The organism is Streptomyces sp. AgN23 (genome assembly GCF_001598115.1).
Taxonomy (GTDB): domain Bacteria; phylum Actinomycetota; class Actinomycetes; order Streptomycetales; family Streptomycetaceae; genus Streptomyces; species Streptomyces antimycoticus.
This window is the reverse complement of record NZ_CP007153.1, coordinates 8379530-8401217: the sequence shown is the minus strand read 5'-3', so window position 1 is coordinate 8401217 and position 21688 is coordinate 8379530. Positions and strand designations below refer to the sequence as shown.

The window sequence follows — 21688 nt, the reverse complement described above, 5'->3', positions numbered from 1 at the left end:
CCAGGCGGATCCGACGGAGGCGAGCCGGGCCCGGGCGGGCCCGGTTCAGCCGAGCTTGAGCAGCAGCTCGGCGAGTTCGCCCGGCATGGTGATCATGCAGTCGTGGCCGGTCTCCAACTCCCACACCTGCGCCGGGGAGCCGTTGGGCTGGATCGCGGGGACGGGCCGCCGGGTCATGCCCGGCGGCACATTGGCGACGCAGTGGATATGCGTCCGCGGGATCGCGTTCACGGCCGGGTTGTCCAGCCGGACCGGTTGCTGCAGGCAGCGCACCGACTGATCCGACATCATCGAGCGCAGCCACGCCACGTCCGCCGGATCGGTGACCCCGAACAGACCCCAGGACGGGTCCGTCCCGACCAGAGGCGGAATCCGCCAGCCGCTCTCGGACGCCAGTGCCTGGTCGATCATGGCCTGGGTGAAGGGCATGACATCGGCCGCGGTCTCGCCGTCCTCCGGGACCATCGCGTCGAGGTAGACCAGCTGCGCGATCCGGTCCGGGAGCTGGTTGGCCGTGGACGAGATGACCAGCCCGGCGTAGCTGTGCCCGACGAGCACCACGTCGGTGAGGTCTTCCTCGGTGATCAACCCGACGATGTCGTCGACATGCGTCTCGAGCCCCACCTCGGGGCCCAGCAGATGCGCCGTGTCGCCGTAGCCGGTCAGCGTCGGCGCGACCACCCGGTGTCCGGCCGCCGCCAGCAACGGAACCACCCGCTCCCAGCACTCTCCACTGTGCCAAGCGCCGTGCACCAGTACATATGTCGACATATTTCCACTCCATCTGCATCAAAAATAAACGGGACGCTGTCCCGTTTAAAAATATGGGACAGCGTCCCGCTTAGCAAGCGGGGACCGGTGCGGCGGTCAGGAGTTGATCTCGAACGGTTCGCCGTAGACCGCCCACCGAAGCGGAGGCGTCAGATCGAAGTTCTTCTCGTTGAGGAACTTCCGCTGCTCGGTGTCGACGCGACTGGTGTCGCTGTGCGCCTCCTCGCTCTTCATGGCCTCCTTGCGGGCGTCGAGGAAGGCGTTGAGGTACGTGGTCTCGTTGCCGCCCTGCGCCGGGGGCTTGGCCTTGGACAGGGCGGTCTTACGGATGCCGCCGAAGCTGTACTCGCTGTCGCCGGGGCCGTGCATCACGATCGCGTCGTAGTAGATGAACTGGCCGAGCGCGCCCAGGCCGTCGCCCTTGCCCCGCTGGACGGCCGGGTTGAAGTAGACGCGGTCGCGCTCGTGCTCCTGGGCGTCCTGGAAGACCTTGTCGGCGGCGGCCTTCTTCCAGTCCTTGGTGAAGTTCGGGTCCAGGCCGTCGTGGGAGTCGGTGCCGTCGACCTCACGCAGCGCGGGGAGGTACTTGGCCAGGACGTTGCCGGGCTTCTGCTGGGTGTAGTACTCGACGAGTTCCAGCATGTCGCCGGTGCCGGAGCAGAATCCGATGATGCCCGCCGTGTAGCCGCGGCCGTCGCCAATGTCCTCGATGTACTGGAACTGGGCGCGCCAGTCGAGCGAGGAGTTCTCGGCGCTGGAGACCAGCTTCATGGCGATTTCCTTCTTCGCCGGGTCGTCCAGGTTGCTCGCCGCGGCGGCCTTGTGGGCCGAGTGGCGGTGCACGTCCGCCGAAGACGGCAGGTGGTCGGACGCCTGCCCGACTCCGACACCGGTGAAGATGAGCGCGGCCGGTACGGTGACGGCCACCGCCGCGAGGCCGATCCTCCGGGACATGGGGGACATGGGGACTCCGTTCCTTGTCGACTGTGGGGGAAGTGCGCTCGGCCGCCCCAGGACGCACCGGGGCAACCCCGGGTCCTGGGACGATCCGTTAGGAACCTTTCCTAACCATTCAAGCGAGCACGTCGTGTCCACCACAAGGGTTTCGACACCATTCGACAAAGAAGCCCTGCGCCGGCCCGCCTCCGGGAGGCGGCGCCAACTTCCCTGCTACGACTGGGGTATGGGCATCGCCGGATCCGCGCCACCAGCCACCCCGGACCCGCCCGTCGCTCCGGACGCGCCCGTCGTCCCGGACAAGCCCGTCGTCCCGGACGTGCCGGTGAGGCCCGTCGGCTCGGCCGCACCCTCGGCCCCGGCCGGCGTCTTGGCCACCGGCCGTGCCGCGACCGCCCGCCACCACGGCTCCAGCGGCAGCCCCTGTCCCGGCTCGAACGGCTGCCCCGGACGCGGAACGGCCACATTCGCCCCGGCCTCCCCCGCCGCCGACACCGTTCCCTCCGCGGGCTCCTCCCACGGGTGCGGGGCGAGGTTGAAGGTGCCCCAGTGGATCGGCAGCATGATCCCCTTCGCCGGGTCCCCGCCCTGCAGATCGAGGTGGGCCCGCATGCCCTCCTCGGGGGTCATATGGATGTCCGGCCAGTAGTCGGAGTACGCGCCGATCTGCACCATGGTGGCGTCGAACGGCCCGTAGGCGGCGCCGATCTCCGCGAAACCGGGGAAGTAGCCGGTGTCCCCGCTGTGGTAGACCCGGTGCTCGGGACCGGCCACCACCCAGGAGGCCCACAGGGTGTGCTGGGTGTTGCGCAGCCCGCGCCCGCAGAAGTGGCGGGCCGGCGTGGCGGTGAGCGTGAGCCCGGCGACCTCGGTGGACTCACGCCAGTCCAGCTCGGTCATCCGGTCGGCCGGGACGCCCCAGCGCTCCAGATGGGCGCCGACCCCGAGCGGGACGACGAACATGGCGTGGCTCCGCACCAGCGCCCGGATCGTGGGCATGTCCAGATGGTCGTAGTGGTCGTGGGAGATGACCACCGCGTCCACCGGCGCCAGCTCCCGCAGCGCCACCGGCACCGGGTGCAGCCGCTTGGGCCCCACCATCGAGAAGGGCGAACAGCGCTGCCCCCATACGGGGTCGAACAGCACCCGCCGCCCGTCGATCTCCACGAGCACGCTGGAGTGCCCCATCCAGGTCAGCCGCAGCCCGGAGGCGGGCGGGGTGGCCAGATCGGCGACGGTGGTGGGGTGCACCGGCACGGTCCCGGCCGGGGCCCTGCGGACGCGCTCCTCCTTGCGGAAGTAGGTGGACGCGAACTTCAGCATCGAGCCGGACGGAGCGGTGCGGGCGCCCACCGGGTTCACGAACACACCGTTCGCGAAGTTCGGCGACCGTCGGATGCGCTCCATCCGCTCCCCAGCGGGATCCGCCCCGAAGGCGGCGGGGCGCAGGGCGGCGGTGAGCCGGGAACGTGTCGGATGGGAGCCGGTCACGGATCCTCCAGGGTGAGCGGGCGGGGGCACTCCAACGCACGGTGCCGTTGGGCGGCAATCACACAACTCTTACGAGGGGTGACCTTGTTCCGGAACGGTGCGCTCGGCCGAGGTGAACGACACCACCAGATGGTCCTCCAGCGGGCGGTAGCCGAGACGCTGGTAGAGGGCGTTGCTGGTGGGGTTGTCGAGATCGGCGAAGAGCAGGACCTCCCGCACCCCGGCGGCCCGCGCGGCCCGGCTCACGGCGGCCGTGGCGGCGCCCGCGTAGCCGCGTCCGCGCTGCTCAGGCGGGGTGTAGACGAGGGCGACCCGGGCCATGCCCGCGACCGTACGGCTGATTCCGGCACAGGCCACCGGCCGGCCGTCCAGCTCCCACAGGGTGATCCCGTCGTGGCTGAGCTTGTCGTCCACCTGGGCGGCGACATCGTTCAACAGCACCTGGGTCTCGCGGACGAACCCCTCGTACCAGGTGACCAGCAGATCGCGGTCGGCGGCGGTGGCGGTCCGGGGGCGCCCCGGGGGCGCGGGATCGGGCGGGGTGAGGGTGGAGAGCCGGTAGAGCCGGTGGTTCTGCTCGACGCTGCTCATCGCACCGGTGAGGCCCCTCCAGGCGGTGGCAAAGGTCTCGGCGGTCTCACGCCCGGCGTTGACTCCGGTGATCTGCCGCTCGCCGTTCCCCGCGAGGGTGCGGGCGAGCGCCCGAGCCGCCTCGTCGGACACGGGGGAGAGCAGCGGAGGGTAGGGCGGGGTGCACAGAAACGCGCCCTCCACCGAGCCCTGCTCCGTCCACCATCCGTAGACCGGCGGCTGGTCGCCGTATCTGCCGCTGCCCGCGGCCACCAGGGAGGAGACCACGGTGAGCAAAGTGGTGTGCCGGGCCGGGCGGGCGCCCAGAAAGTCGCCCGCCGCGGCCCGGAACTCATCGAGGTCGTACGTCACCGTCCACGCCATGTGCTCCAGGCTGGCGCGGAGCGGCGGAGCGGCGCACCTCAATTTCCTCTCTTCTGACCGGATGACCGCTCGGCGGCCCGGTCAGCGGCCACTCAGCAGCTCAGGTTGGAGCCGGGAGTGGTGCCGAGTATCTGGACGAACCGCTGGTAGGCGTCGATCCGGCTCTGCACCTGGCCGGGGTTGCCGCCGTTGCACTCCAGGCTGCCGTTGATGGCGCGGATGGTCTCGCCGAAGCCGCGCTGGTTGACCATGGCGTCGTGCGGGGTCATCGAGCCGGCCCCGGTCTGGGTGTTCCAGAACCACAGGGCGGTCTTCCAGGACACCGCGGCGTCCCGCTCCACCAGCCACGGGTTGCCGAGCAGGTCGATGCCGAGCGCGTCGCCCGCGGCCTTGTAGTTGAAGTTCCAGCTGAGCTGGATCGGTCCGCGGCCGTAGTAGGCCGCCTGGCCCGCGGGGCAGCCGTAGGGCTGGTTCCCGTCGCAGTAGTGCGGGTAGTTGGAGGTGTTCTGCTCCACGATGTGGACCAGGCCGCCGGTCTCGTGGTTGACGTTGGCCAGGAAGGCGGCCGCCTCCTGCTTCTTGACGGTGTCGCTGCCCGTGTTGGCGAAGCCGGGGTAGGCGCTCAGGGCGGCGGTCAGGCCCTGGTAGGTGTAGAAGGAGTTCCGGTTCGGGAACATCTGGTTGAACTGTGCCTCGCTCACCACGAAGCCGCTCGGGTTCTGGCCCTCGCCGCCGCAGTTGTAGGGCTCCCAGTACCAGGTGCTGATCACCGGGTCATAGCCCGGGTTGTCGTGCTCCGCGCGGTAGTACTTGCCGTCGGTGTACCGGACGATGTCGCCGGTGACGTACGCCCTGCCCGCGGCCCAGTTCGGGTAGTCGCAGGCCGCTTGGGCGGTCGTGCCCGCCGCCGAGGCGGACGAGGCCATGGGCATGACAAGCACACTCGCACACACCGCCGCGGTCGCCGCGAGCGGCGCCAGAACACGTCGTCTCCACATGGGGCCGATCTCCTTCGCGTGGGGGGCCCTGCAATGCTGAGGGACACTCAAGCGCCTTGGTCTATACCAGTCAAGGTATAGACCAAACCTTTGTGCCGGAATGAGCGAAGGGACGTCCCGCAGAGCAAGCCCGGTGGCCGCGGCGGGATCTGATGCGCGATCAGGTCTCGCGCTCGGGGCGGTAGGTGTCGGCGTCCACTCCGAGGGTCCAGGCGACTCCCTCGGGTGTCCGGATCCGGGGTGGCACGCGCGGCCAGTAGGTGCGGTGCGTACCGGCGGGCTCCGGCGTGGAGTTGACCACCTCGACCATCACCACCGCCACAGCGGGGCCGCCGAGAGCGCCCACCGCCCGGCCCAGCCGGCCGGGCCCAGGTCGTCATGGAGCCGCTGCCGGGCGCGCGCCCAGGGATGGGTGCGCACGGCCTCCCGCACCGCGGGCGGCGCCACAGCGTCGGCGTCGTGGGGCTGCCCGCCCATCTGGACCGGGCCCGCCAACTGCGCGCCGATCTCCCGAGCCAGGTGCACCTGTGGGTGAACGCGGCCGAGGGCCATACCTACACGGACGCCGAGGCGGCCGAGTGGACCGCGCTGGACCCGCTCTTCGGCTACAGCCGCCATCCGCACCGAGGCGCCGGTCCGCCATGCCGGACCGGCGCCTCGGTGATCTCGGTGGACGGCGACGGCACGGTGCGCCGCTGCCATTTCGTCGCTGCGGAACTGGGCAATCTCTACGACGGGTCGTATCGCGCGGCGCTGCGGCCCCGGCCCTGCCCGCTAGCCGTCTGCGACTGCCATATCGGCTATGTGCACCTGGAGTCGCTCCCCCTGTACGACGTGTTCGCGGGCGGTGTGCGGGAACGCGTCCCGGCGCCGCCCCCGCCGGTCGGTTCGTGGTCGGTCGGTCACACTGTTTCCCCCTCGATCCCCCTGGTCATGACGAGCGTCGCGGAACCGCACGTCACAGGAACAGAAAGTCCGCTTCCCCGGCCTTCGCCCCTTGGATGAAGCGTTTCATCTCCATCGGGGTGTAGATCAGTGCCGGTCCGTCCGGATCGGTCGACTGGCGCAGCGCCACCCTCCCGTCCTTCAGCCTCATCGCCTCGACGCAGCTTCCCCCGTTGCCGCCACTCCAAGGCTTGTACCAGCCCTCGCTGCCGAGGTCCCTTGCCGGCATGCCGCTGTAGACGCGGCTCCCGCATATGCGATCCATCGTTCAGATCTCCTTGCGAATGCGACTCAGAATGGCCTGAGTCGTCTGTGCAGGCGCGGCCTGCGCGCACATCCGGTCCAGGGCCTCCAGGAATGCCGATACGTCATCGCGCTGGTCGAAGTAGGAGCCGCTGACCAGCGACTCCGTATACGCGATATCCGGCAGCTCCGGGATCGGGAACCGGAAGATATGGAAGGGGCCGTACATCGCCGGGTGCGGGCCGGCGTCGAACGGCATGATCTGCAGCCGGACATGAGGGGCCTCCGCCTCCTCGATCAACCGCGCGATCTGGGCACGCGTGGTCTCGGAACCGCCGATGGGGCGGCGCACCACCGTTTCGTCCATGACCACCCACAGCATCGGCGGGTTGTCCCGGGTCAGCAGGGCCTGACGTTCCATGCGAAGGGCGACATTGCGCTCGATCTCCGACTCGGGCGCATGCGGCATGCCCGCGCGGAGCACCGCGCGGGCATAGTCCTCGGTCTGCAGCAGCCCGGGAATGTAATGCGGCTCGTAGGCCCGGATCAGATTGGCCTCGACCTCCAGGCTGACGAAGGTGTTGAACCACTCCGGCAGGACGTCGCGGAACCGGTGCCACCAGCCGGCCTTGTTGGCCTCGCGCGCGAGGGAGAGGAACCCCTCGACCTCCTCGGGGTCGGTGACGCCGTACGTCCGCAGCAGCTTCTCGACGTACGGGAGCTTCAGGCCGACCTCGGCCTTCTCCATCCGGCGGATCGTGGCATGCGTGACGTCCAGGGCGCACCCGGCCTGTTCGAACGACAGCCCGGCCTTCTCCCGAAGGTCCTGGAGCCGTTTTCCGAGCACGACTCGCAGGACGGTCGGGGCTCCGCCCGCCCGCGCATCCGCCACTACCGTTCCCCTCCAAGTACCTTCACGACACAGCAGTCTGGCATGGGCTCAGCATTCCGAACAGCCTGCGCTTGCGATTCTGTAATTTACAGATTGAACCTTGCCATACGCGAGCGTGACAGAGCATAGTGTCGGCGTGGCTCCTTCCTATGAGGCTCTCCGGTTAGGGCGCGGCGGCACCGTGGTCGCTCCGCCCCGCCACGACGTGTTTCGTCTGCCGGCGCTGAGCACGTCCGTCGCCGAGGCGAGAAGGCATGTCGTCCGGCGGCTGCGCTCATGGGGCATCGACCAGGACACCCGGGACAGCGCGGAGTTGATCGTCTCCGAGCTGTTCACCAACGCGGTGCGCCACACCTCCAGCGAGGAGGTCCGCTGCTCACTGCAGCTCATAGGGACCCGGCTGCGGCTCGAGGTGGCCGACCAGGGCTGCGCCCGCACCGTGCCGGAGGCCAGGTCGGTGACCGCGGATCAGGAGGGCGGCCGCGGGCTGATGCTGGTGGAGGCCCTCTCGGAGGCCTGGGGGGTCAGGCCGAACCAGGCGGGCGCGGGCCGCGCCGTCTGGGCCTATCTGGCGACGTAGCGGCTCCGCGACGAGACGACCGTACGACCAGGCACGGACGAGTACGACTCACGCACGAGTACGACCCACGCACGATCCAGGCACGACGCACGCACGACCTATGTACGAGCAGGCACGGCGCGACGCGACGTTCGGCGGCCGGAGCGGCGCGAGCACAGGGGCTCGGATCGAGCGGTGCCGAGGGAATAGGGGCAGCGACAGCGCACGAGGCGGTCGGCCTCGGGGCGCCAACGGGGGTCTGCCCCTATTCCTCCGGGACCGCTTCGGGTCACGGATCGTTCAGGGCCGCAGCGGCAGCAGATCCGGCCGCTTGGGCTCCACATGGTCACCCGACGACTCACCGCGCAGTCGTCGGCCGATCCAGGGCACCAGATATTCGCGCGCCCAGTGGATGTTGTCCCGGCGCACCTCGGCGGCGGTGCGCTGCCCCTCCGGGGGCCAGGGCTGATCGGGGTCGGCGGGGACGTCGAGCCCGAGCACCTGACCGGCCCTCAGCGCGACCCGGGTGTGCCCGTCCGGCGACAGATGCAGCCGGTCGGCGTCCCAGGCCCGGCGGTCCTGCACCGAGCGCAGCGACCACAGGTCGAGCACCGGGCAGTCGTAGCGGTCGGCGATCGCCCGCACATGCGCCGTATACGTGGCGATCTTGCCCCGCAGATGACGCAGCACCGGCACCCCTCTGGTGTCGAAGCCCGTGCACAGCAGCACCGTGCCCACCCGCGCCTTGAGGTCGGCGACGGCCGCCTCGTAGCGCTCGGCGACATCGTCGGGATCGCTGCCGGGGCGCAGGATGTCATTGCCCCCCGCACAGAAGGTGACCAGATCGGGGCCGAGTTCGATGGCGCGCGCCACCTGCTCCGCGACAATCTGGTCAAGGAGTCGACCGCGTACGGCCAAATTGGCGTAGCGGAAATCGTCGTGAGGTCGTTGGTCGGACAGCAGGACCGCGAGCCGGTCGGCCCATCCGACGAAGACCCCATCAGGACCGGGGTCGCCGACTCCCTCGGTGAAGCTGTCGCCGACGGCTGCGTACGACCCGATGGAACCGTTGCTGAATCTCTCCTTATCGTCTGCCACGTCGGGACATCATTCACCCGACGGCGTGACTTACGCCATCGTAACCAGGGCTTGACGTGGGGTGATCTATCCCACCTGGTCAGTTTCGGCGAAGGTGGAATACGGCGGCGTCGAGGTCGCCGCCCAGCCCGGTGCGCAGGCCCCGGTGCGCGAGCACCGCTCCCCGGTGCACCTCCCCGGTCTCCAGGTCCCGGTAGCCGGCCGCCGGGTCGAGCCCGCGCAGCCGCAGCGGGGGCTGCGCGTCGCCGTAGTGCTGCGCCTGGATCCAGGCCAGCACCACGGTCTCCTCGCCCCGGACGTACTGCACCGCGCTGAGCCCGTCGCCCTCCGGCGGCCGCAGCCGGTACAGCTCACCGTGCTGGACGACCGGGCGCACCCGCTTGTAGAGCGCCACCCAGTCGCGGGCCTCGGCCAGTTCCGCCTCGCTCCAGCGGGTCAGATCGCCGCCGACGCCCAGCACCCCGGCCATCGCGCTGACGAAGCGCAAGCGCAGCGAACTGACGCGTGCGTTGCCCATGGCGTTGGGGCTGTCGGTGACCCAGGCGGCCATCACCCGGGCCGGGTGGAGCTGGCTGAAGCCGTGCTGGATGGCGAGCCGGTCCAGCGGGTCGGTGTTGTCCGAGGTCCACACCTGGTCGGTGCGGCCCAGGACGCCCAGGTCGATCCGGCCGCCGCCGCCCGAGCAGGATTCGAAGGCGACCTGGGGGTGTGCCGCGCGCAGCCGCTCCAGCAGCTCGTACAGCCCGCGTACGTGGTCGATCCACAGCCGCCGTGGGTAGGCGTCACCGGGCCAGCCGGCGTCCGAGAAGGAGCGGTTGAAGTCCCATTTCACATAGTCGATGGGCGCACCGCTCAGCAGGGTGTCCAGCCGCTCCCACAGATACTCGCGCACCTCGGGGCGGGCCAGGTTGAGCACGAGCTGGTTGCGGAATTCGGCGCGGGCCCGGCCGGAGTGGTGCTGCACCCAGTCGGGGTGGGCGCGGTAGAGGTCGCTGTCGGGGTTGACCATCTCCGGCTCGACCCAGATGCCGAACTGCATCCCCAGGGCGTGCACCTCGTCGGCGAGCGGCTTCAGCCCGTGCGGAAAGCGGTCCGGGTTGGCCGTCCAGTCGCCGAGCCCGGCCCGGTCGCTGGTGCGCGCCCCGAACCACCCGTCGTCGACGACGAACAGCTCGACGCCCATGGTGGCGGCGAGCCGCGCGAGCGAGCGCTGCTGCTCCTCGCTCACCTCGAACTCGGTGGCCTCCCAGGAGTTGTAGAGCACCGGCCGGGACCGGTCGGCGCCGGGGACCACCCGCGCGAGCTGCCAGGCGTGCCAGGCGCGGCTCGCGGCCCCGAAGCCGCCGTCGGTCCACAGCCCCGCGAAGACGGGGGTGGTGAACGACTCGCCGGGCGCCAGGAGCAGCTGGCCCGCGTCGTCGTGGCCGACCCCGCCGACCGCCTGGACGGCGCCGTCGGCCAGTCGCTGGACGGCGATCCGCCAGGCCCCGGACCAGGCGAGCGCGCAGCTGTGCACCTCGCCGCTGTCCTCGGTGGCCTCCCCGCCGTCCAGGGCGATCCAGGGCAGGTGGTGGTGGCTGGTGTGGCCCCGGCGGCTGCCGATCACCTTCTCGCCGGGGGTGAGCTCGGTGCGGGCCAGCCGGCTCTCGGCGGCCCAGCGGCCGTGCAGATGGGACAGCCGCCAGCGGTCGCGCGCCGGGAGCGACCAGGCGGCGGAGTCGGCGCGCAGCAGCTCCACGGGCTCCTGGCCGGTGTTGCCGGTGTGGGTGAGGGTGGTCCAGCGCTCGATGACATCGCCGTCGTCCCGCATCCGGTAATGGAGGGTGATGTCGAGGTGGTGCAGCGGGTCGTGGAAGCGCAGCCGCAGCTCCTGGCCGGTGCCGGGGTCCAGGACGGTGCCGCTGCTGAAGCGCCACTCGGTGCCGCGCACACCTCCGGCGTGTACGGACAGGGCGGGGCGGACGAAACGCGGGCCGCCCTCCACGGGATACTCCTCGCGCCCGTCCAGCGGTGATTCGAACGGCCGCTCCGGCGGCCCCGGCTCGGCGGCGAGGGCCTCGGCGTCCTCGACCGCGATGCCCGGGCCCCAGTGGAGATGGAGCAGTTCATCACGGTCGGTGGGACCCGCAGGGCATAGCTGCTGTGCCGCCCCGAGAGCACCCAGAGCCGACCGCTTCCACCGGTTTCGATCATCGCGCTCCCCCAATTCTCCACAGGTCTCAACATGATCGGGGAGGGCGGGCCGGTGCGGCAATGCCTTCGCACCGGCAGGAGACCGATTGCCCGCTGCACTCATGTCGTATGGTCGGCTCAGCCCGCCTCGTCGACGAGCCGCGTCGGCGGCCGATGGTGAAGGAGAGCCCGTGACGCAGCAGTCGCAGTCGCCGCAGGTCCCCCAGGCCGAAACTCAGCTGGTGGGGGTACGCAACTTCCGTGATCTCGGCGGACTGCCGGCTGCCGACGGCCGCCGTGTGCGGCCCGGCGTACTGTTCCGCAGCGGCCATCTCGCCCATGCCACCGAGGCGGACGCGGCCTTCCTCGACGGGCTCGGCCTGCACACCGTCTTCGACTTCCGCAACGCCGCCGACATCAAGCTGGAGGGCCCGGACGTCACGCTCAGCGGGGTCCGGAACGTCAATCTGCCGCTGTCCGACCCGGCCGACGGCGCCGGGTTCTGGACGATGGTGCGCGAAGGCGATCTGGACACCCTGCGCAAGCTGCTCGCCGAGGGCCGGGCCGAGAAGCGCATGATCGGCTCCTACCGGGGGATCATCACCACCCGGATCGTCGAGCACGGCCGGATCCTCAGCGACCTGGCGGAGGACAGCTCACCGGTGCTGATGCACTGTTCGGCCGGCAAGGACCGGGCGGGGCTGTCCATCGCGGTGACCCTGCTGGCCCTCGGCGTCGAGCGGGAGGCCATCGAGGCCGACTACCTCGCGTCGGCCGCCGCCCACCGGCGCTACAAGATCTGGCGCAAGGGCGATCCCGGGGACGACTCCGACCCGATGTCCCCCGAGGTCATGGCGCTGCTGCTGCCGCTCTTCGACGCGCGCGCCGAATATCTGGCGGCGGCCTTCGCCACCATCGAGGAGACCTGGGGCGGCACCGACCGCTATCTCGCCGAGGGGCTCGGCCTCACCCCCGAGCGGCGCGAGCGGCTCCGCGAGCGACTGCTCACCGCCTGACGGCACCGCCCCGGGGCCGACAGCGCCGACCCGCGCCCGCCCCGGGGCTCAGGGCTCAGGGCTCAGGGCTCAGGGCTCAGGGCTCAGGGCTCAGGGCTCAGGGCTCACCACATCGTGTCGGCCCCGGCCTCGGGCTCGGTGATCCAGCCCGCCGTCAGCACCAGACCGGTGGCGCGGTGCACGGCCAGGAAGCCGAACGGCCGGTCGTACCGCACGCTGATCAGCTTCACCTTCCGCCGCGGCGGCGCCGAACCGGGCGCCATGGAGAACGCGGTCACCGCCGCCGCCCAGAAGCCCTCGGCGCTGAACGAGGCGGTTATGGACTGCTCTCCGGAGGACAGCGCCAGCGCGGCCGGGCTGATCCCCGGGAAGTGGCCGCGCGCGGTGTCCTGGGCGGTACGCAGCCCGAACAGCTCGGCCCGGCGCAGCAGATCGTGCCGGGCCTTCACGGTGAAGGCCGGAGTGGTCAGCGTCACCCGGGGCGTGGGGTCCCAGCTCTCGACCTCCATGACCTGGACTCCGGGCCCGGCCGCGCCCGGTGGCAGCGCCGAGCCGGGCCATCCCGCGTACCGCCCGGCCACCGCTCCGATCCCGGCCTCCAGCACCTCGCCGCCCGGTGCGTCCTCGGCGCCGAGGACCAGATGCACATCCAGCCCGTTGCCGCCCGCGACCCCGGAGAGGGTCAGCGGACCGGCCGGGGTGTCGGGGACGACCCGCAGCACCCCGTCGAGGTCGTCCACGGACCGGGTGAGCCCGGCCAGCGACCGGTCCCGCCACGGGCCGCTCTTGGGCATCAGCCAGCCCGGCCGGAACGGCTGCGGCCAGGCCGTCCGCACCGTGAGCGCCCCGGCCAGCACCAGTTGGGTGGCGGGGCTGAGCGGCACCGGCATCTCGGCGATGGCGCCTCGGGTGCACCGGGACGCCCAGGCGTCCAGCTCCTTGCGGTCGTGCTCGCTGTCCCCGGTGAGCGCGCCCCGTACGCCCGGCGGCAGCGCGGCCTCCCACTCGGACCGGATCGGCAGGTCCTGACGGGTCCACAGCCCGGTGGCGGCGTCGACACCGTCCATGCCGTCCAGTGCCCCGAGCAGCTCGCCGCCGAGCGCCGTCGCCCGGTCGGCGCCGACGCCCAGCGCGTCCTCCAGCTCCTGGCGGGCCGGGCCGCCGGCACCGCCGGCGAGCAGGGCGAGCAGCGGCCAGACCCCGGTGGCGGCGAAGACCGTGCCCTCGTCCGCCACGGCGGCCCGCGCCCACCTCGCCGTCATCGTGTTGACGGCCTGTACGGCGGTCGCGTCGATCATGCCGGGCCCCCTCGGTCAGCGGTTGGCCACCGCCTGCTTGACGAGAGTCCGGCCGAACTCCCACATCAGGCCGCCGCCCTGGTGTGCGTCGTCCATGACCGCGGTGAACGCCTCGACGAACCGGTCCACTTCCCGCTCACCGATGATCAGTGGCGGAATCAGCTTAATGACCTCCAGATGGTCCCCGGACACCTGGGTGAGGATGCGATGGCGCCGCAGCAGCGGGACGACGACCATCTGCGCGAACAGCCCCTTGCGCGCCGTCTGCAGCATCGCCCACCGGCCGCGCAGCCCCAGTGAGCTGGGCCTGCCGAACTCGATGCCGATCATCAGCCCCCGGCCGCGGACGTCGTGCAGCAGCTCGTAGCGGTCCACGAGCGCGGTGAGGCGCTCGCGCAGCAGATCGCCGGTGCGGCGGGCGTTGGCCACGATCTGCTCGTCCTCCATGACGGCGAGGACGGCGAGCCCGGCCGCCATGGCCTGGGCGTTGGCGCCGAAGCTGGCCGAGTGGACCAGCACCCGGTCCATCGAGGAGTAGACCTTCCGGAAGATCCAGTCCTTGCCGAGGGTCGCGCCGACCGGCACATAGCCGCCAGAGAGGGCCTTGGCCACGCACACCAGATCCGGTTCGACACCGTCCTCGTGGCTGTAGGCGAAGAAGTCTCCGGTGCGGCCGAGGCCGGTCTGCACCTCGTCCGCGATGAGCAGCGCCTTGTGGCGGTGGAGCAGCTCCTGCGCGGCACGCAGAAAGCCGGGCGGGGTCTCGTGCACCCCCTTGCCCTGGATGGGCTCCACCACGAACGCCGCCACGTCCCCGCGCGCCAGCTCCCGCTCCAGCGCGTCGAGATCGCCCATCTCGATGGCGGTGTCGGGCAGCAGCGGGGCGAACCCCTCGCGGAAGCCGTCCTCGCCGTTGACCGACAGCGAGCCGGTGGTCAGCCCGTGGAAGGCGTGGGCGCAGTAGAGGATGCGCGGTTTACGGGTGGCGTAGCGGGCGAACTTCAGAGCCGTCTCGACGGCCTCGGTGCCGCTGTTGCCGAAGAAGACCCGGTCCAGATGCGGGGCGTGGGCCAGCAACCGCTCGGCCAGCAGACCGGGCAGCGGCTGGCAGTCGAAGCGGGTCAGATCGGCCAGGTCGGCGTCCAGGACGTCGTGCAGCGCCTTGCGGACCACGGGGTGGTGGCGGCCCAGGCCCATCACCCCGAAGCCGGCGAGCATATCGAGGTAGTCCTGGCCCTCGTCGTCCCAGAAGTACGCGCCCTCGCCCCGTTCGTAGACCTTGTCGAATCCGATGGTCTGCAGCATCCGGGGCAGTTGGTGGTTGAGGTGCCGGGTGTGCAGGTCGTACCGCTCCGAGGCGCGCTCGGCCAGCAGCTTCCCGAGGTCGAAGCCCGAACGCCGCTGCTGCTCGGCTGCTGTCATGCCTGGCTCTCCTTGGCGGCGACGGTACGGGCCCGGGTGGCGCTACGGGCCCCGGCGGCGGTGCTCGCGCGCTCCGGGCGGACCGCGATACGGGTCAGGGCCGCCCCGATCCGGCCCGCGATCTCGGCGGGGGTGAGCCCGATGTCGGCGAGCACCTCACCGCGCTTGGCATGGGGCAGGAACGCCTCGGGGATGCCGAACGTCCGCACCGGCAGGTCGACTTCGGCGTCCCCCAGCGTCTGGGCGACCGCCGCGCCCACCCCGCCGGTGCGCACATTGTCCTCGACGACGGCCACCAGCCGGTGGCGCGCCGCGAGTCCGGGCAGCTCGGGGTCGACGGGCTTGACCCAGCGCGGATCGACGACCGTGCAGCCGATGCCGCGCTCGGCCAGCAGCTCGGCGGCGCGCAGCGCGACGGTGGCCATGACCCCGGCCGCGACGAGGAGGACGTCCTCGCCCCGGCGCAGCACGTCCATCCCGCCGACGCGGTCGATGGCCGCGATGGGCTGCCCCACCGACTCCTTGGGGAAGCGGATGACGGTCGGCGCGTCGTCCACGTCGATCGCCTCGCGCAGCTGGGCGCGCAGTTGGTCGGCGTCGCGCGGGGCGGCGATCCGCAGCCCCGGCACCACCTGGAGAACGGACATGTCCCACATGCCGTTGTGGCTCGGCCCGTCGGTGCCGGTGACACCGGCCCGGTCCAGGACGAAGGTCACCCCGCAGCGGTGCAGGGCGATATCCATGAGCAGCTGGTCGAAGGCGCGGTTGAGGAAGGTGGCGTAGACGGCGAAGACCGGGTGGAGTCCGCCGGTGGCGAGCCCGGCCGCCGAGACCGCCCCGTGCTGCTCGGCGATGCCGACGTCCCACACCCGCTCGGGATACGCCTCGGCGAAGCCGGCGAGGCCCACGGGGTGCAGCATCGCGGCGGTGAGGGCGACCACATCGGGCCGCTCGGCGCCGATCCGCACCATCTCCTCCCCGAACACCGACGTCCATGAGCGGCCGCCGGAGGGGATGAGGGGCGCGCAGGTGAGCGGGTCCATCGCGGCGACGGTGTGGAAACGATCCGCCTCGTCCTCCAACGCGGGCCGGTAGCCGCGCCCCTTCTCGGTGAGGCAGTGGACGAGGACCGGTCCGTGGAACCGCTTGGCGCGGCGCAGGGCCGACTCGACCGCCTCGGTGTCATGGCCGTCGATGGGGCCGACGTACTTCAGCCCGAGGTCCTCGAACATGCCCTGCGGGGCGAAGGCGTCCTTGAACCCCTTCTTGGCGCCGTGCAGCGAGCCGTACAGCGGCTGGCCGACCAGGGGGGTGCGCCGCAGCACCTCCTTGCCCCAGGCCAGGAAGCGCTCGTAGCCGTCGGTGGTGCGGAGGGTGGCGAGGTGGTTGGCGAGCCCGCCGATGGTCGGCGCGTAGGAGCGCTCGTTGTCGTTGACGACGATGACCAGCGGGCGGTCCCGGGCGGCGGCGATGTTGTTGAGCGCCTCCCAGGCCATCCCGCCGGTCAGCGCCCCGTCCCCGATGACGGCGACGACATGGTCGGTGGCGCCGCGCACCTCATTGGCCTTGGCGAGGCCGTCGGCCCAGCCCAGCACGGTGGAGGCATGGCTGTTCTCGATGACGTCGTGCTCGGATTCGGCCCGTGACGGATAGCCGGACAGTCCGCCCTTGTGGCGGAGCTTGGAGAAGTCCTGGCGGCCGGTGAGCAGTTTGTGGACGTAGGACTGGTGGCCGGTGTCCCACAGGATGCGATCGGCGGGCGAGTCGAAGACGCGGTGCAGGGCTATGGACAGCTCGACCACGCCGAGATTCGGTCCCAGATGGCCTCCGGTCCTGGCCACCGCGTCGATCAGGAACTCCCTGATCTCCTGGGCGAGCACGTCCAGTTCCTCACCGGTCAGCGCCTTGAGGTCGTGCGGGCCCCGGATGTTCTCCAGCAACGGCATGGTCGGTTCCCCTCCTCGTGTATCAGCCCACGGTGACGTCCGGGGTGCCCGACGGGACCCCCTCGTCCTCCATGCGCCGCGCGATGTTCATGGCCTCGTCGATCAAGGTCTCCACGATCTTCGACTCCGGCACGGTCTTGATGACCTCACCCTTCACGAAGATCTGCCCCTTGCCATTGCCCGAAGCGACACCCAGATCCGCCTCACGCGCCTCACCGGGGCCGTTCACCACACACCCCATCACCGCGACCCGCAGCGGAACCTCCATGCCCTCCAGCCCGGCCGTCACCTCATCCGCCAGCTTGTACACATCCACCTGCGCCCGCCCACACGACGGACACGAAACGATCTCCAACCGCCGCTGCCGCAGATTCAGCGACTCCAGAATCTGGATCCCCACCTTGACCTCCTCCGCCGGAGGCGCCGACAGCGAAACCCGGATCGTGTCCCCGATCCCCTCACTCAACAGCGCACCGAACGCCACCGCCGACTTGATCGTCCCCTGGAACGCCGGACCCGCCTCCGTCACCCCAAGATGCAGCGGATAGTCACACCGCGCCGCCAGCTGACGATAGGCATTGACCATCACCACCGGATCGTTGTGCTTCACCGAGATCTTGATATCCCGGAAACCGTGCTCCTCGAACAGCGAACACTCCCACAACGCCGACTCCACCAACGCCTCCGGCGTGGCCTTGCCATACTTCTCCAGCAGCCGCCTGTCCAGCGACCCCGCGTTCACCCCGATACGGATCGGCACACCCGCGTCCGACGCCGCCCTCGCGATCTCCTTGACCTTGTCGTCGAACTGCCGGATATTCCCCGGATTCACCCGCACCGCCGCACACCCGGCATCGATCGCCGCGAACACATACTTCGGCTGGAAATGAATGTCCGCGATCACCGGAATCTGCGACTTCTTCGCGATCACCGGCAACGCCTCCGCGTCATCCTGCGACGGACACGCCACCCGCACGATCTGACAGCCCGACGCCGTCAGCTCCGCGATCTGCTGCAGCGTCGCCCCGATATCCGCCGTCACCGTCGTCGTCATCGACTGCACCGAGATCGGAGCATCGCCGCCCACGGCCACCGGACCGACCTGGAGGCGGCGCGAGACCCGGCGTGGGGCGAGCGGCCTGCCCGGCATGGCGGGCAGGCCGAGTGCGACCGGTTCTGCTGAACTCATGGCGTCACCCGTGGTTTCCGCCGGCGGTCTCCCGGGCGGCGCGCAGCGACTCCTTGAGGGAGCCCATGGTCGCCAGGACCGCGGTGGGCTCATAGCCGCAGTGGGCCATGCAGTTGTCGCAGCGCGGATCCTTGCCGCGGCCGTACTTGTCCCAGTCGGTCTCCTCGACCAGTTGGCGGTAGGTCGGGACATAGCCGTCGCTCATCAGATAGCAGGGGCGCTGCCAGCCGAAGAGCGAGTAGTTGGGGATGCCCCACGCGGTGCACGGGAAGTCCGCCTTGCCCTCGAGGAAATCGAGGAAGAGCGGGCTGTGGTTGAGCCGCCAGCGGCGCCGGTTGCCTCCGGCGAACGCCTTGCGGAACAGCTCGCGGGTCTGCTCGACGCCCAGGAAGTGCTCCTGGTCGGGCGCCTTCTCATAGGCGTAGGCGGGCGAGATCATCATCTCGTCCACCTGGAGCTCGTCATTGAGGAAGTCGAGCACGTCGACGACGGTCTGCGGGGTGTCGGTATTGAAGAACGTGGAATTGGTGGTGACCCGGAAGCCGCGCCGCTTGGCCTCCTTGATGGCCTCCACCGCCTCGTCGAACACCCCCTCCTTCGCCACCGATTCGTCGTGCCGTTCCCGCAGCCCGTCGATGTGCACCGCGAAGGCGAAGTACGGGGAGGGGGTGAACAGATGCATCTTCTTCCGCAGCAGCATCGCGTTGGTGCACAGGAAGACGTACTTCTTCCGCTGCACCAGCTGCCGTGCGATCTCATCGATCTGCGGGTGCATCAGGGGCTCGCCGCCCGCGATGGACACCATCGGCGCACCCGACTCCAGCACCGCGCCGACCGCCTGGGCGACGGGCATGCGCTGTTTGAGGACCCCTGCCGGATGCTGGATCTTTCCGCAGCCCTCGCACTTGAGATTGCACGCGAACAGCGGCTCGAGCTCGACGATCAGCGGGAACTTGTCCCGCCGCTTGATCATCTTCTGTTCAAAGAGATACGTCGCGACCCGGATGGTCTGGCGGAGAGGCATGGCCATCTAGCTCACCTCCTGGGAGCAGCGAAGAACGGTGCCAGTGAAAGAAAGCGGGAAGAACGGTCCGCAATACCCGGAAAGCTGATATTCCACCGCGCAGCGTGCCGATACGGACGAGTTCATGTTCTGGAGCGTCCACGACCACCCGGACGGCCGCAACCGGACGGACGCCGTGGCTGACGGCGGTGCGCAGGGTCGCGGCGGACTCCATGTCCACCGCGATGGCGCCGGTGCTGTGCAGTGCGGCCCGCTCCGCGCCGCGCACCACATGGTCGGAGCCCACGACCGGGCCGACGTGAACTCTCCAGCGGGGACCGCCGGAGAGCGGACATGACAGGGCGTCGGCGAGGATCCGGGTGCCGGTGCATACGGTGCGGCCCGCCGGATCGCGGGTCTCGTCGGCGACAACGATGTCCCCGGGGTGCATCCCGGGGGCCAGTCCGGCACAGAAGCCGGTGGCGATGACGGCGGTGCGCGGCACTCCGCACACCGCCGGCTCTCCGGGCTCACCGGACCCTCCGGTCAGCGCCCGGCCCACGGCGCGCTCGGCCGACTGCGGCCCCATGCCCGTGCGCAGCACGGTCACGGGCCCGGCGGCGGCGCCGGGTCCGGCGCCGCGCAGGGCGAACCGCTCGATGCCGAGCGCACAGGCGATCAGCAGCGGAGCACCGCCGGCCTCCGGGGCCGGGTCGGCGGACATCAGCCGCTCCGCGGTCGCGCCCCGGTGGGCTCGCCGTGGACATATCGGCCGAGTGCCGTGACCGGGAAGACCTGCCGGTACAGGTGGTAGTTGATGGAGAAGTCCCAGGGGAAGCCGGTACCGGTGAAGTACGGCTCGTCCCAGGAGCCGTCCTCCCGCTGGGTCTCGGCGAGCCAGGTGACCCCGCGCTCGACGGCCGCACCGTCCCGCTCCCCCGCCGCCAGCAGCGCGAGCAGCGCCCACGCCGTCTGCGAGGCGGTGGAGGCGCCCCGGCCCATCCACTCGGCGTCGAGGTAGGAGCGCTGGTCCTCGCCCCAGCCGCCGTCCTCGTTCTGGACGCTCTCCAGCCAGCGGACGGCCCGGCGGACCGCCGGATGGGAGGCGGGGACGCCCGCGGCGATCAGCGCGGGGACGACGGAGCCGGTGCCGTAGACGTAGTTGGTGCCCCAGCGGCCGAACCAGGCGCCGCTCGGCTCCTGCTCGGACAGCAGCCAGGCGATACCGCGCCGGGTGCGGGCGTCGTACGTCCTCCCTTCGTGGGCGAGCATCTCGACGACATGCGCGGTGACATCGGCCGACGGCGGGTCGACGACCTCACCGAAGTCGCAGAACGGCAGCTTGTTGGGCAGCGGGCTGGTGTTGTCGACGTCGAACGCGCCCCACGCCCCGTTCTTGGACTGCATGCCCAGGGTCCAGCGCATGGCGCGCCGCACGGCCGCCTCGATCCGCTCGGGCTCGGGGTGGTCGACCCGGCGCAGCGCCAGGACGACCTCGGCGGTGTCGTCGATGTCGGGGTAGTTGTCGTTGTGGAATTCGAACGCCCAGCCGCCGGAGGGGAGGCCGGGCCGCCGCACCGACCAGTCGCCGGGCCGGTCGATCTGCTCGGCCAGCATCCAGTCGGCGGCCTTGACCAGCGCCGGGTGGTCCGGGGCGAGCCCGGCGTCGGCGAGCGCGATGGCGGCCAGGCAGGTGTCCCAGACCGGGGACTGGCAGGCTTCGATCATCCGGCTGCCGTCCTCGCGCCACACCGCGAAGCGGTCCAGCGACTCCAGACCGGCGCGCATCACCGGGTGGTCGAGGTCGTAGCCGAGCAGATGGAGGGCGATGACGGAGTAGACCGCGGGTGGCTGGATGCCGCCCCAGCAGCCGTCGTTCTCCTGCCGCTCCACGATCCAGCGGGCGCAGGAGCGCAGCGCGGCCCGGCGCAGCGGGCGGAAGGCGACCTTGTGGTAGGCGTGCAGGGCCCGGTCCAGCCGCTGGAAGGCGCCGTCCCAGGAGGCGATGGGGGCCGGCGGGCGGGGCGGATTGGGTCTGCGGGGGTCGGTGTGGAGCTCGTCGAGGGGGAAGGGGGCCGGGCGCACCGGGCGTTTAGCCGAGACGATCGTCAGCGGCACGATGGTCTGCCGGGCCCAGCAGCCGAAGTCGTAGATGTTGAGCGGCAGCCACTTCGGGAAGTAGATGATCTCCGGTGGCAGCTCGGGCAGGTCCTCCCAGCGCCACCAGCCGAAGAGGGCCAGCCAGATCCGGGTGAACACCCTGCCGGCCGCGATGCCGCCCCGGGAGCGCACCCAGGCGGAGGCGGCGGCCATATGGGGCGCGTCCGGCTCGTCCCCGGCCAGCCGCAGGGCGACATACGCCTCGATGGTGGTGGAGAGCTCGGGCGGACCGCCGTGGAAGGAGGCCCAGGTGCCGTCGGCGCCCTGCTGGGAACGGAGAAAACGGGCCGCGGCGTCGAGGGTGTCGGGGTCCTGGATACCGAGGAACTGCCGGAGCATCAGATCCTCGGCGTCCATGGTGACGTTGGTCTCCAGGTCGCCCTTCCACCAGCCCCGCTCGTCCTGGCGGGACAGCAGGTGCTCCACCGCACGGGCCGTCGCCTCACGGGCGACACTTAAGGTCTTGGACTCGGATGACTCGGAGGGTTGGACGGTCGGTGTCGCTGTCATGGCTTCCCCTCTGCAGTGTGCTCATCTGCCGTCTTTGGGGCTTCCGTCGGCCGGCACCGCGGCT

The 21688-nt window shown here is 70.8% G+C and carries 17 protein-coding genes and 3 pseudogenes; 3 read left to right on the top strand and 17 right to left on the bottom strand.

Annotated elements, in window-relative coordinates:
- Positions 1-45: 45 nt before the first annotated feature.
- From AS97_RS36400 to AS97_RS36375, 6 genes and pseudogenes are all read right to left on the bottom strand, one after another.
- Complete coding sequence (locus AS97_RS36400) at positions 46-771, bottom strand: alpha/beta hydrolase (RefSeq protein ID WP_079059784.1); 726 nt, start codon at positions 769-771, stop codon at positions 46-48.
- A gap of 96 nt (positions 772-867) precedes the next feature.
- The gene (locus AS97_RS36395) at positions 868-1734 is read right to left on the bottom strand and encodes a chitosanase (RefSeq protein ID WP_059148031.1); all 867 of its coding nucleotides are present in this window, start codon (positions 1732-1734) and stop codon (positions 868-870) included.
- Between the two features lie 207 nt (positions 1735-1941).
- The gene (locus AS97_RS36390; protein ID WP_125760723.1) at positions 1942-3219 is read right to left on the bottom strand and encodes an MBL fold metallo-hydrolase; all 1278 of its coding nucleotides are present in this window, start codon (positions 3217-3219) and stop codon (positions 1942-1944) included.
- A gap of 69 nt (positions 3220-3288) precedes the next feature.
- On the bottom strand, positions 3289-4173 hold the full coding sequence (locus AS97_RS36385; protein WP_210566392.1) for a GNAT family N-acetyltransferase: 885 nt from the start codon (positions 4171-4173) through the stop codon (positions 3289-3291).
- A gap of 92 nt (positions 4174-4265) precedes the next feature.
- Positions 4266-5171, bottom strand: a complete 906-nt coding sequence (locus AS97_RS36380) for a glycoside hydrolase family 19 protein (RefSeq protein WP_210566391.1) — start codon at positions 5169-5171, stop codon at positions 4266-4268.
- Positions 5172-5331: 160 nt separating this feature from the next.
- Positions 5332-5487 (bottom strand): annotated as a pseudogene (locus AS97_RS36375) (DUF6745 domain-containing protein); the annotation flags it as partial.
- A gap of 116 nt (positions 5488-5603) precedes the next feature.
- Between AS97_RS36375 and AS97_RS36370 the strand changes: the two are divergent.
- A pseudogene (locus AS97_RS36370) lies at positions 5604-6176 on the top strand (radical SAM protein); the annotation flags it as partial.
- Here AS97_RS36370 and AS97_RS36365 read toward each other — a convergent pair.
- Together AS97_RS36365 and AS97_RS36360 are read right to left on the bottom strand one after the other, a co-directional pair.
- On the bottom strand, positions 6130-6381 hold the full coding sequence (locus AS97_RS36365; RefSeq protein ID WP_059148035.1) for a DUF397 domain-containing protein: 252 nt from the start codon (positions 6379-6381) through the stop codon (positions 6130-6132). The pseudogene AS97_RS36370 and the gene AS97_RS36365 overlap by 47 nt on opposite strands.
- Positions 6382-6384: 3 nt before the next feature.
- Entirely contained in the window at positions 6385-7251 is an 867-nt protein-coding gene (locus tag AS97_RS36360; protein WP_059148036.1) for a helix-turn-helix transcriptional regulator, read from the bottom strand.
- Positions 7252-7387: 136 nt separating this feature from the next.
- Here AS97_RS36360 and AS97_RS36355 point away from each other — a divergent pair, with 136 nt between their 5' ends.
- The gene (locus AS97_RS36355; RefSeq protein ID WP_247204607.1) at positions 7388-7831 is read left to right on the top strand and encodes an ATP-binding protein; all 444 of its coding nucleotides are present in this window, start codon (positions 7388-7390) and stop codon (positions 7829-7831) included.
- 279 nt (positions 7832-8110) lie between these two features.
- Here AS97_RS36355 and AS97_RS36350 read toward each other — a convergent pair whose 3' ends face one another.
- A complete protein-coding gene (locus AS97_RS36350) occupies positions 8111-8908 on the bottom strand; it encodes an SGNH/GDSL hydrolase family protein (protein WP_059148037.1) in 798 nt (265 codons plus the stop codon).
- Positions 8909-8987: 79 nt separating this feature from the next.
- Positions 8988-11101 (bottom strand): annotated as a pseudogene (locus AS97_RS36345) (alpha-galactosidase).
- Positions 11102-11271: 170 nt separating this feature from the next.
- Between AS97_RS36345 and AS97_RS36340 the strand changes: the two are divergent.
- The gene (locus AS97_RS36340; protein WP_086707574.1) at positions 11272-12096 is read left to right on the top strand and encodes a tyrosine-protein phosphatase; all 825 of its coding nucleotides are present in this window, start codon (positions 11272-11274) and stop codon (positions 12094-12096) included.
- Between the two features lie 104 nt (positions 12097-12200).
- Here the strand turns inward: AS97_RS36340 and AS97_RS36335 are convergent, their stop codons facing one another.
- The 7 genes from AS97_RS36335 to shc are packed head-to-tail and all read right to left on the bottom strand — an operon-like array spanning position 12201 to position 21624.
- Positions 12201-13394, bottom strand: a complete 1194-nt coding sequence (locus AS97_RS36335) for a serpin family protein (protein WP_125760295.1) — start codon at positions 13392-13394, stop codon at positions 12201-12203.
- A 15-nt stretch (positions 13395-13409) separates the two neighbouring features.
- Positions 13410-14816, bottom strand: coding sequence for an aspartate aminotransferase family protein (locus AS97_RS36330; RefSeq protein ID WP_059148041.1), 1407 nt, complete (start codon positions 14814-14816; stop codon positions 13410-13412).
- Positions 14813-16762, bottom strand: coding sequence for a 1-deoxy-D-xylulose-5-phosphate synthase (dxs, locus tag AS97_RS36325; RefSeq protein ID WP_210566390.1), 1950 nt, complete (start codon positions 16760-16762; stop codon positions 14813-14815). Before dxs ends, AS97_RS36330 begins: the two co-directional genes overlap by 4 nt.
- 22 nt (positions 16763-16784) lie before the next feature.
- The gene (gene ispG, locus AS97_RS36320) at positions 16785-17951 is read right to left on the bottom strand and encodes a flavodoxin-dependent (E)-4-hydroxy-3-methylbut-2-enyl-diphosphate synthase (protein WP_210566389.1); all 1167 of its coding nucleotides are present in this window, start codon (positions 17949-17951) and stop codon (positions 16785-16787) included.
- A gap of 4 nt (positions 17952-17955) precedes the next feature.
- Positions 17956-18981: an adenosyl-hopene transferase HpnH gene (gene hpnH, locus AS97_RS36315; protein ID WP_059144338.1), complete on the bottom strand. Its 1026-nt coding sequence runs from the start codon at positions 18979-18981 to the stop codon at positions 17956-17958.
- Entirely contained in the window at positions 18932-19678 is a 747-nt protein-coding gene (locus AS97_RS36310; protein ID WP_210566388.1) for a 1-hydroxy-2-methyl-2-butenyl 4-diphosphate reductase, read from the bottom strand. The genes hpnH and AS97_RS36310 overlap by 50 nt, the downstream gene beginning before the upstream one ends.
- Positions 19678-21624, bottom strand: a complete 1947-nt coding sequence (gene shc / locus AS97_RS36305; RefSeq protein WP_059144336.1) for a squalene--hopene cyclase — start codon at positions 21622-21624, stop codon at positions 19678-19680. Before shc ends, AS97_RS36310 begins: the two co-directional genes overlap by 1 nt.
- Positions 21625-21688 lie beyond the last annotated feature (64 nt).